Origin of the sequence: Pseudomonas sp. AN-B15 (assembly GCF_019056475.1) — a bacterium.
Classification (GTDB): Bacteria; Pseudomonadota; Gammaproteobacteria; order Pseudomonadales; family Pseudomonadaceae; genus Aquipseudomonas; species Aquipseudomonas parakoreensis.
Genome location: NZ_CP049737.1, coordinates 4,320,244 through 4,332,485 on the forward strand (window position 1 = coordinate 4,320,244; position 12,242 = coordinate 4,332,485).

At 59.2% G+C, this 12,242-nt stretch carries 10 protein-coding genes and 6 tRNA genes; 6 read left to right on the forward strand and 10 right to left on the reverse strand.

Annotated features, from left to right (window positions below; genetic code table 11):
- Positions 1 to 93 precede the first annotated feature (93 nt).
- Entirely contained in the window at positions 94 to 1,092 is a 999-nt protein-coding gene (locus GTQ41_RS19495) for a LysR family transcriptional regulator (protein WP_041069083.1), read from the reverse strand.
- A 90-nt stretch (positions 1,093 to 1,182) separates the two neighbouring features.
- On the opposite strand from GTQ41_RS19495, the gene GTQ41_RS19500 reads away from it, so the two are divergent.
- The 4 genes from GTQ41_RS19500 to GTQ41_RS19515 all read left to right on the forward strand — a co-directional run bounded on the left by GTQ41_RS19500 (position 1,183) and on the right by GTQ41_RS19515 (position 5,249).
- Positions 1,183 to 1,809 (forward strand): serine-tRNA(Ala) deacylase AlaX, encoded by a 627-nt coding sequence (locus GTQ41_RS19500; RefSeq protein ID WP_047295705.1) that lies wholly within the window; start codon positions 1,183 to 1,185, stop codon positions 1,807 to 1,809.
- A gap of 89 nt (positions 1,810 to 1,898) precedes the next feature.
- Entirely contained in the window at positions 1,899 to 2,669 is a 771-nt protein-coding gene (locus tag GTQ41_RS19505; RefSeq protein WP_047295707.1) for a 2OG-Fe(II) oxygenase, read from the forward strand.
- A gap of 1 nt (position 2,670) precedes the next feature.
- Positions 2,671 to 3,309, forward strand: coding sequence for a LysE family translocator (locus GTQ41_RS19510; RefSeq protein ID WP_047295709.1), 639 nt, complete (start codon positions 2,671 to 2,673; stop codon positions 3,307 to 3,309).
- 200 nt (positions 3,310 to 3,509) lie between these two features.
- Positions 3,510 to 5,249, forward strand: a complete 1,740-nt coding sequence (locus GTQ41_RS19515; protein ID WP_047295710.1) for a dipeptidase — start codon at positions 3,510 to 3,512, stop codon at positions 5,247 to 5,249.
- A gap of 131 nt (positions 5,250 to 5,380) precedes the next feature.
- Here GTQ41_RS19515 and GTQ41_RS19520 read toward each other — a convergent pair.
- The 6 genes from GTQ41_RS19520 to GTQ41_RS19545 all read right to left on the reverse strand — a co-directional run bounded on the left by GTQ41_RS19520 (position 5,381) and on the right by GTQ41_RS19545 (position 6,002).
- Positions 5,381 to 5,456: transfer RNA gene (locus GTQ41_RS19520), tRNA-Gly, on the reverse strand.
- A gap of 2 nt (positions 5,457 to 5,458) precedes the next feature.
- A tRNA-Glu gene (locus GTQ41_RS19525) sits at positions 5,459 to 5,534 on the reverse strand.
- A 55-nt stretch (positions 5,535 to 5,589) separates the two neighbouring features.
- Positions 5,590 to 5,665: transfer RNA gene (locus tag GTQ41_RS19530), tRNA-Gly, on the reverse strand.
- Between the two features lie 3 nt (positions 5,666 to 5,668).
- Positions 5,669 to 5,744: transfer RNA gene (locus GTQ41_RS19535), tRNA-Glu, on the reverse strand.
- Positions 5,745 to 5,848: 104 nt separating this feature from the next.
- Positions 5,849 to 5,924, reverse strand: a tRNA-Gly gene (locus GTQ41_RS19540).
- Positions 5,925 to 5,926: 2 nt separating this feature from the next.
- Positions 5,927 to 6,002 (reverse strand) — tRNA-Glu (locus tag GTQ41_RS19545).
- Between the two features lie 384 nt (positions 6,003 to 6,386).
- On the opposite strand from GTQ41_RS19545, the gene GTQ41_RS19550 reads away from it, so the two are divergent.
- A complete protein-coding gene (locus GTQ41_RS19550; protein WP_183082861.1) occupies positions 6,387 to 7,145 on the forward strand; it encodes a hypothetical protein in 759 nt (252 codons plus the stop codon).
- Positions 7,146 to 7,186: 41 nt separating this feature from the next.
- Entirely contained in the window at positions 7,187 to 7,402 is a 216-nt protein-coding gene (locus tag GTQ41_RS19555; protein WP_047295714.1) for a hypothetical protein, read from the forward strand.
- 318 nt (positions 7,403 to 7,720) lie between these two features.
- Here GTQ41_RS19555 and GTQ41_RS19560 read toward each other — a convergent pair whose 3' ends face one another.
- The 3 genes from GTQ41_RS19560 to GTQ41_RS19570 form a co-directional block, all read right to left on the reverse strand.
- The gene (locus tag GTQ41_RS19560; protein ID WP_047295717.1) at positions 7,721 to 9,688 is read right to left on the reverse strand and encodes a methyl-accepting chemotaxis protein; all 1,968 of its coding nucleotides are present in this window, start codon (positions 9,686 to 9,688) and stop codon (positions 7,721 to 7,723) included.
- Positions 9,689 to 9,796: 108 nt separating this feature from the next.
- On the reverse strand, positions 9,797 to 11,149 hold the full coding sequence (locus GTQ41_RS19565; RefSeq protein WP_047295719.1) for a PLP-dependent aminotransferase family protein: 1,353 nt from the start codon (positions 11,147 to 11,149) through the stop codon (positions 9,797 to 9,799).
- A gap of 192 nt (positions 11,150 to 11,341) precedes the next feature.
- Positions 11,342 to 12,103: an SDR family oxidoreductase gene (locus GTQ41_RS19570; protein WP_041073750.1), complete on the reverse strand. Its 762-nt coding sequence runs from the start codon at positions 12,101 to 12,103 to the stop codon at positions 11,342 to 11,344.
- Positions 12,104 to 12,242: the final 139 nt, after the last annotated feature.

Consider the following 12,242-nt stretch of genomic DNA (forward strand, 5'->3'; position numbering starts at 1 on the left):
GTTTGAAGATCAAAAGATCGCAGCCTGCGGCAGCTCCTACAGGGAATACATGTGATCTCTGCAGGAGCTGCCGCAGGCTGTGATCTTTTGCTTTTAAAGCAGGCCCTCACTCTCCGGCAATTCATACGCCATCGCCAGATTATTCGGCGCACCCGCCTTCCCCGGCTTGCTCAACGTCGGCTCTTTCTCCAGACACTCCACCAGATAATCGATGAACACCCGCAGCTTCGGCGGCAGATAACGCGTCGGTGAATGCAGCAGCCACAGCCCACCGTGATAGGACGCGAGGAATGTCCACTCCGGCAGCACCTGCACAATCAGTTTCTGCTCCAGCGCATAACGCGCGGTGAAGTACGGCAAGCTGCCGATACCAATGTGCTGCAACACGGCTCCGAGCCGCACGCCGGTGTGGTTGGCGGCATAGCGGCCACGCACACCGACCGTCACCGCTTTACTGCCCTTCTTGAATTTCCAGCGGGCATCGCTCGGGGTTTCTCCCAGATAGATACAACTGTGATTGAGCAGATCATGCGGATGCGTCGGTGTGCCGTGGTCGGCCAGGTATTGCGGGGTGGCGCAGAGCAAATGGTCGATGGTCAGCAACTGTCGCCCGACCAGCCCGGCCGGCGGACGGTCCGTAATACGAATCGCCAGGTCGACATGATCGTCAATCAAATCAACCTGGCGGTCTTCCAGCAGCAACTCGACATCGACTTTCGGATAACGCCGCAGAAACTCGGGCATGTGCGGATGAATCACGAAGCGTCCGACCGCTTTCGGCACGCTGACCCGCACCAGCCCTTCCGCCTCGTGGGTGAACTGCCCACTGATCTCCATCACCGATTTAGCGGCGCTGACCATCTCCTGACAGCGCTTGAACACTTCTTCACCACCATCACTCAGACGCAATTTACGCGTCGTGCGCTGCAGCAAACGCGTGGCCAGAGCCTTTTCCAGTCGGGAAATGCTGCGACTGATCGCCGACGGCGAGGAACCCAGCTGGCGGGCGGCTTCGGAGAAACTGCCGGTCTCCACGACCTTGACGAAGATCGCCATTTCACCGAGCAGTGGCAGCGGAAGATTGATGCTCACAGCGCACAAGTCCTTTGATGTTTGAACGGATTATCACGTTATTGCACGATTCATATAATAAAAAAAGACACTTTAATAAGGGCATGGAATATGACGCTTCGCCTCTTTTTCCATAGTGATGACCTCAAGGCTAATGTGGAAGTCCTCGACTGCACGCCCCACGAGAACGAATTTGCCGTGGTGTTGCGCGCCACGCTGTTTCATCCGCAAGGCGGTGGGCAGCCTTGCGATACCGGCATGATCGGCGAAAGCCAGGTGCTGCGCGTGATCCAGGAGCCGGATCGGATCGTGCATTACGTCGACCGTCCGGTGAAACTCGGCATGACCTGCATCCATGTCGATGAACAACGTCGCCGCTACAACACCCGCATGCATTCAGCCGGGCACCTGATCGGGCATTTCGTGCAAGCCATGGGCTGGACGCCGGTCAAGGCGCACCACTGGCCAGACGAAGGCCGGGTGCAGTTCAAACCGGGCGATGCGGCTCAGGAAGTCGACGCACCAACCGTTCAGTACGGTATTCGTGAGTGGATCGAACACGACCTGCCCCGCCTGACCTCGCTGCGCGAAGGCGCGCGGGAAATCGGTTTTGGCGAGCTGCCGGCCTACGGCTGTGGTGGCACCCATGTACGCAGCCTGAAGGATTTGGGCACAGTCACGATCGCTTCCCTTTCGCAGAAGAAAGGCACGTTATCCGTCCACTACAGCGTGGATTAAGCATCTCGGACGCTGCCTCGCGCAGCGTCCGGCGCCGGGGGAACCGCACTCGCCGGTTCCGTTGACTATCGATAGATGGACCTAAAACAATGATGCTAGACGTCGAGCGTCTCGATGAGACGTGCATAAAAAAACTGGCCAACGAAGAAGTCCTCGCCATCCGCGTCAAAGGCTTTCTGCCGGAGCCGCTGGCGGTTCAGCTTGGCGACAAGATTCTGGCTCCGGGCTTTGAAGGCTACATCAACGCGCCGAGCATCGGCCGCATCGGCATGGCGTTTTACGAGGCGGAAAACCAGCCGCTGCTGATCGAGGACTACTTCGAACGCGCCACCCGCAACATCGCTGAACTGCGCGAACGTTGCGCCCCCTACTCCTCGCCGGTCGATACCCTGCGCTGCATGCTCGACGAGTCCTGGCCGGCCGGCGCTCATCTGGAAAACCTCTATGGCCGCAAGATGTATGTCGGCCTGTCACGGGTGGTCAAACCCGGTGTGTGTTTCCTCGCTCATCACGACATTTTCGCCAAGGACGCCCCGGACAGCTTTCAGGCCCGCAGCCTGGAGGCGCAGTTCGCCTGCAACGTGTACCTGAACATGCCGACCGAGGGCGGTGCGCTGCAGATGTGGGACGACGCTATCAGCCCGGACCGGTTCGACGAGATGCGCGGCGACAGCTATGGCATCGACCCGGCGCTGCTCGGCCCACCGACCCTGGAAGTGCGGCCGGAGCCGGGCGATTTCATCATGTTCAATTCGCGCTGCATGCACTCGGTGACGCCGGGCGTAGCGGATCCGCGACTGAGCCTTTCATTCTTTGTCGGCTATCGCGGCAATGCTTCACCCCTGACCTTCTGGAGCTGAGATGTTATCGAACTACCTGGGCGAGTTTCTGGCACTGGCCACCATTCACTTTCTGGCCGTGGTCGCTCCCGGCCCGGACTTCGCCGTGACCATCCGCCAGAGCGTCCGCTTCGGCCGACTGGTGGGCATCTGCACCGCACTGGGCATCGGCGCCGGTATTTCGGTGCACGTTCTCTATACTTTGCTCGGTGTTGGCGCGCTCATGCACACCACGCCGTGGTTGCTGACCGTGGCCAAGGTGATCGGTGGCGCGTACATCTTTTACCTCGGCATCAGCCTGATTCGCAGTAAACCGAAGTCCACGCTCGAGGGTGAAAACAATACCGACGAGCCGCTGGTCGCGCAGTCACTGTTCAAGGCGTTCAGCACCGGCTTTCTGACCAATGCGACCAACCCCAAGGCCACGCTGTTTTTCCTGGCGATCTTCACCACGATCATCAGCGCCACTACGCCGCTGAACATCCAGGCGCTGTACGGGGTGTGGATGTGCTTCGTCAACGCGCTATGGTTCGTGATCGTCGCACTGTTTTTTTCCAGCAGCCGGGTGCGGTCCCTGTTCATGCGCATGGGCCATTGGTTCGAACGCAGCATGGGCGTGATCCTGATTCTGTTCGCCGGCAGGCTGGTGCTGTCGATGTAAACGCTGCGCCAAAACAAAAGGCCCGATCCGTTCAACACCGATCGGGCCTTTTTCGTTTGTGCGCCGCTTTTGCATTTCTGTGCGACGGATCCCACTTCAGGGACTCCCCTTTAACACCTTCGTGGTGTTAGCTTGGAAAAGATTTGTTTCAACTTTCAAACACTTCCCCTGTAAATGCCTGCAAAGGAATGCCCACTGCAATGAATTTTTCCCTCAAGCGTCTGGCTGCCACAAGCCTGGTTCTGGCCAGTCTTTCGTCGTTCACCCTGCCGGCCCAAGCCAACATCAGCCCCGAGCAAAGTGCTGCGATCCTCAAGGCGTTCAGCAATACGACGGTCAGCGATTTTCGTCAGTTTCTCGGTGCGGTCGCGAGCAGCAATCCGGGCAAGACCGACAACCTCGCCCCGGCGATCAATGGTTTTCTCGACAACAAGACCCTGACCGCCGAGCAGCAGAACGAGATCAATCGCCTGCTGGGCATCTACACCCGCGCCAAGTACGGCAAAGCCGCCCTGGAAACGCTGCGCGAACTGGTGGAAATCCCGACCTTCCGCAAAGAAGGCGTGGCTCAGCACGACAATCCCGAGTTCATCAAAATCGCCGAAAAGATCAAGAACCTCGCCGAATCGTTCAACCTGAAATTCCGCAACGTCGACAACCGTGTCTATGAAATTTCCCTCGACGGCAGCGGCGATGACGTCGTGGGCATTCACGCCCATGCCGACGTGGTCCCGGTCACCCCGGAAAACTGGGTGCTGAAGGACGGCACCAAACTCGATCCATTCAAAGTGACGTTGATCGGCGACCGCATGTATGGCCGTGGCACCGAAGACGACAAGAACGGCATCGTCGTCGCCATGTACGCCATGAAAGTGATCAAGGAAGAAAAGCTGCCACTGGCACGCAACTTCAAACTGCTGGTGGACACCACTGAAGAAACCACGGGTGACGCGATCCCCTACTACTTCGAGCACAACCCGACACCGAACTACAACATGGCGCTGGATGGCGGTTACCCGGTGGTCATCGCCGAGAAAGGCTACGGCACGGTCATGGCCAATTTCCCGCTGCGCAAGGCTGAAGGCAGTGGCGCCGAAATCACTTCGATGACCGGCGGCCTGGCGACCAACCAGATTCCGTCGGTTTCGGTCGCTACTCTCGTCACCGACAAGCCGGAGCAATTGGCGGCGAGCCTGCAGAAGGCCGGCAACGAGTACGCGAAAAAACACGGTGGCGACTTCAAAGTGGCGGCAAAAGTTGACGGCAAAGACGTCAAGCTGAGCGTCACCGGTGTGTCCGCGCACTCCTCCGAACCCGAGTCCGGCGTCAACCCGGTCGCGCGGATGCTCGACTTCATCAACGGTCTCGACGGCAAGGTGGCGCTCAAGCACAACCAGATCACCGACGCTGCCCGCTATGCGTCCAACAACTGGGGCCTGGATTATCTGGGGAAAAAACTTGGCGTCGGCTTCTCCGATTCGTTCATGGGCCCGCTGACTGCTTCGCTGACCTACGTCGGTGTGGACGACAAGGCCTTCAAACTGGCTGTCAACCTGCGCGTACCGAAGGGTAAATCGCCAGAAGTGCTGCAGAAGGAAATCGCTGACAAACTCGCCGCCTGGAGCAAGAAAACCCACGTCGCCGCGGACTTCACCTACTCGATCGACGAACCGATGTATCGCAACCCGGAAGGCGAATGGGTCAAAGCACTGTTGGCGGTGGCCACTGAGAACCTGGGCATGAAGCATGAGTTCGGCACCTCGGCCGGGGCGACCTCGGTGCATGACTTGCCGAACGGCGTGCAATTCGGCCTGGCCCGTCCTGAAGTCAAATACACCGGCCATACCGACGGTGAGTTCAAGACGGTTGACCAGTTCCTGCTGGACCTGCAGATCGTCACTGAGATGATGGGTCGTGTCGGCCAGCTGCCGAAGCTCTGACAAGACACAGGCCCGTGATTCAGCGGGCCTGACGTGAAAACAGAAAAGGACCCGAAGGTCCTTTTTTGTTGCGTGCAAAATGCTGCACAAACAAAAACGCCGATCATCACTGATCGGCGTTTTTGTGAAATTGGAGCGGGAAACGAGACTCGAACTCGCGACCCCGACCTTGGCAAGGTCGTGCTCTACCAACTGAGCTATTCCCGCAATGGCGTCCCCTAGGGGACTCGAACCCCTGTTACCGCCGTGAAAGGGCGGTGTCCTAGGCCACTAGACGAAGGGGACAGGCTACAACTTTCACTAATAAAAACGCCGCTCACTGAGCGGCGCTTTTAGAATTTGGAGCGGGAAACGAGACTCGAACTCGCGACCCCGACCTTGGCAAGGTCGTGCTCTACCAACTGAGCTATTCCCGCAAATGGCGTCCCCTAGGGGACTCGAACCCCTGTTACCGCCGTGAAAGGGCGGTGTCCTAGGCCACTAGACGAAGGGGACACGCTACCCGGAACACATGGTGTGTGTTTCGGTGTCCAGAGCCGTCTCCGAAGATCAGGTTCTGGTTTCACTCAGCCCTGCCCGAAAGCAGTGCTGTTTAAAATTGGAGCGGGAAACGAGACTCGAACTCGCGACCCCGACCTTGGCAAGGTCGTGCTCTACCAACTGAGCTATTCCCGCATTGGCGTCCCCTAGGGGACTCGAACCCCTGTTACCGCCGTGAAAGGGCGGTGTCCTAGGCCACTAGACGAAGGGGACACACTACAACATTCACTCCCTGCCGCGTTTCGCTGTGTGCTTTACGCTGCAAGTGGCGCGCATTCTATGGATGGTTTGAGAGGTCGTCAACCCCCGAATATAAATTTATTTAAATCAATGACTTCGACCTGCTTTACGAGAGCATTCGGGCTTTTCCGTCGCCCGACGATTGACGCCTATATTCCGCCACTCGCCAAGGCGTTATAGTCCGCAACACGATGATGGCAATCTGCGCACCTTGCGCCAGCATTCATATAAGCAGTGTGCAGCCGATATACACAGAAGCTGCTGAATCAACTCGTCGAGCGGCGCTGGGCGCCCAAGTGCCCAGCCACTACACTCGCATGCGAACCCTATAAAGAGGTCTTACCGGTGACACCACTCATGATCACCCTGCTAGTCGTAGCCGGGATCGCAATTCTGATCGCCATTGGCTACATGAACCATGTGGTGGAAAACAACAAACTGGAGAAGGCCCGTACCAAAGTCGAACTCAACGACCGCCTGCGCCGCTGCGGCGAACTGACTGAAACCTTCCCCGGTCAGTTCATGACGCCGGCACTCAAGCTGCTGCTGACGCGTCTGGAAATGAACGTCTGCCAGCGTCTGCTGAACCTGGAAAAAACCAGCGCCACGATCAAGGCACGGATCACTGAACTCAGCGCACTGGTAGCCCAGGGCGAATCGATTCCGGTCAACAACCCGCCGGCACCGATCCTGACCGAAGCCAAAGCCAAGGACGTCCGCTTCCTGCTCGAAGCCCTTCACGGCCAGATCACCCGCGCCGCCCACGACGGCTTCCTGCCGCCGAACGAAGCCAAACACTGGATCAAGGAAGTCCGCCACATCCTGGTCCTGCTGCACATCGAGTTCTTCAACAACCTCGGCCAACAATCCCTGCAACAAAACCAGCCAGGCCAGGCCCGCCTCGCCTTCGAACGCGGCGTGCAATACCTGCGCAAACAGCAAGACCCGCAGATGTACTCGGAACAACTGCAATACCTGGAAAAACTGCTGGCCCGCGCCAACGCTCAGGTCATGGACAAAATTGCACCGGTCGAAGGCGAAGTGAACCAGTTGACCGAAGGCCTCAAGGAAGTTGAAGCCGACGCGGACTGGAAGAAGAAAGTGATCTACGACTGAGTGTCGAGAGTTAAGAGAAGCCACCGAGAGGTGGCTTTTTTGTGGGTGGTGGACTGGCTGCGATTGAGGACATTCAGTTAGAGATTGGTCGGCTGTCAGGCCGCCATCGCTGGCAAGCCAGCTCCCACAAGATCAAGATCAAGATCAAGATCAAGGTCAAGATCACGATCAAGATCAAGATCAAGATCAAGATCAAAAGATCGCAGCCTTCGGCAGCTCCTACACAGGATGAGCGCAAGCTCGGCTGCAGCTCTTGATCTTGCCGTACCGGCCCCGTCGGCAGGCTGAGTGGAGGGGTTTATCCGGGGGTGGGAGCGCAGCGACCGTTCGACGCAGTCGAACACATCGAGAGGAGGTGCAGCGAAGCAAACCGGAGGCGATGCCCCCGGATGAATCCCGGAGCGAAGGAACCCGAGCCACGGCGAGGGCCGTACGTTGGGGCCAAAGACCTTTGCTTCCTTTGGGGCGTTTGCCAAAGGGAGTCGCTGTAAGAGCGAAACCGTCAGCCGCAACACCCAAAAAAACGGATATACACCCAAAACCCCAAGAACCTGGTCGGCCCAGAGGCCGCCAAGTCAAAGCCGAAAATGCCCCACCATCCCCTTGAGCTCCCCCCCCAACCGCGCCAGCTCAACACTCGAAACCGCATTCCCCCGCATCGCCATCGAAGACTGATCCGCACTCGCACGAATACTCGTCACACTGCGATTAATCTCCTCGGCCACCGAACTCTGCTCCTCGGCCGCCGCCGCAATCTGCTGATTCATCTGCTGAATCAACGAAACCGCCGCCGCAATACTCCCCAGCGCACTCTCGGTCTGCAGCGCATCACTGACGGCAAGCTTCACCAACTCGCCACTGCTCTGAATTTGCTGCACGGAAGCATGCGCCGCCGAACGCAACGTACTGACCAGCCGCTCGATCTCCTCCGTCGACTGCTGCGTACGTCGCGCCAACGCACGAACCTCATCGGCCACCACCGCAAAGCCCCTGCCCTGCTCCCCGGCCCGCGCTGCTTCGATCGCCGCGTTGAGCGCCAGCAGGTTGGTCTGCTCGGCAACGCTTTTGATCACATCCAGCACCGTACCGATATTCTGGATCTGCGCACTGAGGCTTTCGATGCTCGAACTGGCCGACGTTGCCGAATCCGCCAGTTGCTCGATCCGCGCCATGCTCTGGCGCACCACCTGCTGCCCGGTCTCGACCTTGCCATCCGCGGTTTGCGCGGCCAGCGCGGCTTCCTCGGCATTGCGCGCCACGTCATGCACGGTGGCGGTCATCTGGTTCATGGCCGTGGCCACCTGCTCGGTCTCTTCCTTCTGGCTGTTGACCTCGAGGTTGGTCTGCTCGGTGACCGCCGACAGCGATTGCGCGGAACTGGCCAACTGCTCGATGCCCGCCTGCAATCCGCTGACAATCGTGCTCAACCCGGCCCCCATCTGCTGCATCGCCAGCATCAACTGGCCGATTTCATCACGCCGGGTAACCTCGACTTTCGCGCTCAAATCTCCGGCCGCAATCTGCTGGGCGACGCGCATCACAGCGCGCAGCGGCGCGACGATCAACCGGGTAATGACCCACGCGGCAATCAGCCCCACCAATAAGGCCAACGCCGAAGAACCGAGGATCAGCACCGAGTTTTTCTTCAATTCCACCTGCATCGCGCCGTCTTCGGCCACATAGGCCTGGTCGACACGCGACATCACTTGCGCCGCGCGCTGGTGCAACTGTTCATAGACGGTTTTTTCCTGGGCCAGCAGACCGGTGTACTCGGCCAGTTTGTCGTTGAAACCGGCGATGTGCCCGGACACTTCGTTGAGCACCGTCAAATAGCCCTCATCCTTGACCGTAGTCTTCAACTGCTCGGCCTGAGCCTGGGCCTGGGCCGCCTGTTCGATGCTGCCCTTGTCGGCACTGTCGGCATCGCCCTTGCGGCTCTGATCGAGACGAACCCGTGCCTCGTTCATCGCTTGCAGCATCAACCGCGACACCTGACTGACCTGACTGGCCTGTTCGATGAACTGCGCACCATCCTTGCCTTCGCTGTCCTTTAACGTGTACGCGCCATCATCGGCCAGCCCGGCTTGCAGCACGTCCAGGTTATTGGCCACGCTGGACACCGACCAACTGGCCATTTCCAGCGCCAGATCCTTGGCCTGGGTCAGTGAAACGAACTCGTCAAACGCCTTGCGATAGTCGCCCAAGGCTTGCTCGACATCGCTCATCACCGCCCCGTTCGCCGGCGTCTGCGCCTTGAGTTGCGCGGCCTGGGCCAACAGACCGTCGACGCCCTCGTGCACGGCATCAACCGTTTTCGGGTTGCTGTGCAGCGCATAGTCCTGCTCCAGCAACCGCACCTTGAGCAAGGCACTGTTGAGCGACGACATTTGCTTCAAGCCGTCGAAGCGCTGGCTGATGGTCTGCAGGGACCAGACTCCAATGGCAGCCACCAGCGCAGTCAACAGCAGCACCAGTACGAACCCGAGACCCAGTTTCTTTGCCATACCGAGGTTGGCAAAACGTCCTTGCACGGCCGAAATCATTGCGCGTAGTCCCCTGCCAAAGTCTGTTGCCGAAGATTCGCAACGGTCATGGAGCAGCACAAGTCTCTGGCGTCGGAATAATGGCAAAAAGCTACGCACGCGTCGTTTTCAGAACGCTTGAGGTCGATTCACGCCGGTACTGCGAAAAAACTGCCGGGCCCGTGGATCACAGGCATAGGCCACATTGATTCGCTGCCACTGACTGATCTCGCCGCTCGGACTGAAAGCCCCCGCAGGGCTGAGACTGACACCACTGCACTGCGCATGCCTGTGCAAGCGCTCCGGATCACTCAGCGGGGAGCGGGCCCAGATGAACAGGCCGCCACACGGCTTGCCGAAAACCTCCCAGCCTGCGTCCTCCAATGCCTGCAATGCGGCGACGCGGTCGGTATTCAGGCGTTGACGCTGGCGCTGGACCATTTTTCGATAGGCGCCACTGGCCAGGAGGCTCGCCAGCACCGCTTCATTGAAACTCGAGGCTCCCATGCTGCTGATCATCTTGACCCGGGCCAGACGCGCGATCAGTTCTGGCCCGGCGTATAAAAAACCGACGCGCAGCGAGCTGCTCAGCGTCTTGGAAAAACTGCCGACGTAAATCACCCGTTCATCAAGTGCGGCCAGGCGTACACCGTTGCCATTGTGCAGATCGGCGTAGACATCGTCTTCGATCAGTTGCACATCGTGCGCGTTGCACAATCGCAGGATCTGCTGTGCCACACACGGACTCAGGCAGGAACCGGTGGGATTGTGGTGATGGCTGTTGACGAACATCGCGACGGGCCGGCACTGGCGCAACAGTGCCTCCAGCGCCTGAGGGTCAGGCCCGCTTGGCGTACGCCGGACTTCCAGCAGCTGCGCGCCACGCAGGCGCAACAGCTCGAACAGCGGCGCATAGCCCGGGGTTTCGACAACAACGCAGTCCCCGGCCTTAACCAGCGTGCGCACGAGCAGATCCAGCGCCTGGCTGGCACCGGAGGTCGTCAGTACCTGTTCCGCCAGGGCCTGGATGTCGATCAGCCTGAGACGTCTGACGATCTGCGCACGCAGCGCCGCAAACCCCAGCGGGGTGCTGTAATTGAACAGACTCGCCATGTCGGTTCGCGCCACCTGACGGATTGCATAGCTCAGGTCATCGGACTCGCGCCAGCTTTGCGGCAAACCGCCCTCGCCGAGTTTCAAGCCGCTCTCGGCCCGCCCGTATTCAAGCCCGAGCAAAGCGCGACTGTGCGCGGCGACCATGAATCCCGCGCCCTGACGCGGGGCCAGGATACCTTGCGCCACCAGCCGCTCGCAGGCCTCGGTCACACACGACTGGCTGAGCAGATTGGAGCGTGCTATCTGTCTGACGGAGGGCAGTCGCGTGCTCGGCGCCACACCCGTTCGCGAGATCCACTCGGTCATTCCATCAACAATCTGCTGTACGACCGGCACCATTGCCTGTCGGTCAATTCTCAATTCCATGAGCACGCAAACTCCTGTCCGTTTTGCTGGCGGCAGTAAATCACAGCCGCGTCGTTCAGGCTGTGCGACAACGCCGTCAAAAGCAGACGTTCTAACCGTTTGATACACATTGTTTAGCGGTTTAAAGAAACGGCAGCCCAAGAATAAGAAAACCCGCGCTCAGGCGGGTTTCTCGGGTCTTGCCATTGGGCTTCAAAAGGCAGTGACGCCGCCATCCACGGCCAGAGAGTGACCGGTGGTGAACGCCGCGCCATCGCTGCACAGATACAGCACGGCACTGGCGATTTCCTCGACCTTGCCAATACGCCCCACCGGGTGCATCGCATTGGCAAACTCGCCCTTTTTCGGATCGGCCTCGTAGGCCCGGCGGAACATGTCAGTGTCGATCACCGCCGGGCACACAGCGTTGACGCGGATTTTCTTCTTCGCGTATTCGATCGCCGCCGATTTGGTCAGGCCAATCACCGCGTGTTTGGACGCCGCATAGATGCTCATCTTCGGTGCCGCGCCAAGCCCTGCCACTGAAGCAGTGTTGACGATCGCCCCGCCGCCCTGGGCCAGCAGCAACGGCAACTGGTACTTCATGCACAGCCAGACGCCCTTGACGTTGACGCCCATGATCGCGTCGAACTCGTCCATCGAGCCATCTGCCAACTTGCCTTGCTCGATTTCGATCCCGGCATTGTTGAAGGCGTAGTCGAGGCGACCGTAGGTATTGATCACCTCGTCCATCAGATTCTTCACTTCGCTTTCAACGGTAACGTTGCAGCGCACGAAGGTCGCTTCACCACCGGCTGTACGAATCAGCGCCACCGTACCCTCGCCCCCTGCCGCATCCAGATCGGCCACCACCACTTTCAGGCCTTCGGCGGCGAACGCCTGGGCGGTCGCGCGGCCAATGCCATTGGCCGCGCCAGTGACTACGGCAACCTGACCGGAAAACGTCATGCTCATTGTTATGTCCTCGGAGGAGAGATGCAGGAGGGTTTGCAGACTCGCAGCATAGCCATCACGGCCCGCCCCGCATCAGCACTATCAGAAGGCTGTTTATGCCTTCATGCGTCGCAGTGATAAAACCCGCCGGGCGACTATC

What these genes read in the sequence shown, in the direction of transcription:
- GTQ41_RS19550 (WP_183082861.1), top strand. Translation starts at nt 6,387, where the DNA reads ATGATCACCCTGCTAGTCGTAGCCGGGATCGCAATTCTGATCGCCATT.
- GTQ41_RS19560 (WP_047295717.1), bottom strand. Translation starts at nt 9,688, where the DNA reads ATGATTTCGGCCGTGCAAGGACGTTTTGCCAACCTCGGTATGGCAAAG.
- GTQ41_RS19570 (WP_041073750.1), bottom strand. Translation starts at nt 12,103, where the DNA reads ATGAGCATGACGTTTTCCGGTCAGGTTGCCGTAGTCACTGGCGCGGCC.
- GTQ41_RS19565 (WP_047295719.1), bottom strand. Translation starts at nt 11,149, where the DNA reads ATGGAATTGAGAATTGACCGACAGGCAATGGTGCCGGTCGTACAGCAG.
- GTQ41_RS19505 (WP_047295707.1), top strand. Translation starts at nt 1,899, where the DNA reads ATGATGCTAGACGTCGAGCGTCTCGATGAGACGTGCATAAAAAAACTG.
- GTQ41_RS19515 (WP_047295710.1), top strand. Translation starts at nt 3,510, where the DNA reads ATGAATTTTTCCCTCAAGCGTCTGGCTGCCACAAGCCTGGTTCTGGCC.
- GTQ41_RS19500 (WP_047295705.1), top strand. Translation starts at nt 1,183, where the DNA reads ATGACGCTTCGCCTCTTTTTCCATAGTGATGACCTCAAGGCTAATGTG.
- GTQ41_RS19510 (WP_047295709.1), top strand. Translation starts at nt 2,671, where the DNA reads ATGTTATCGAACTACCTGGGCGAGTTTCTGGCACTGGCCACCATTCAC.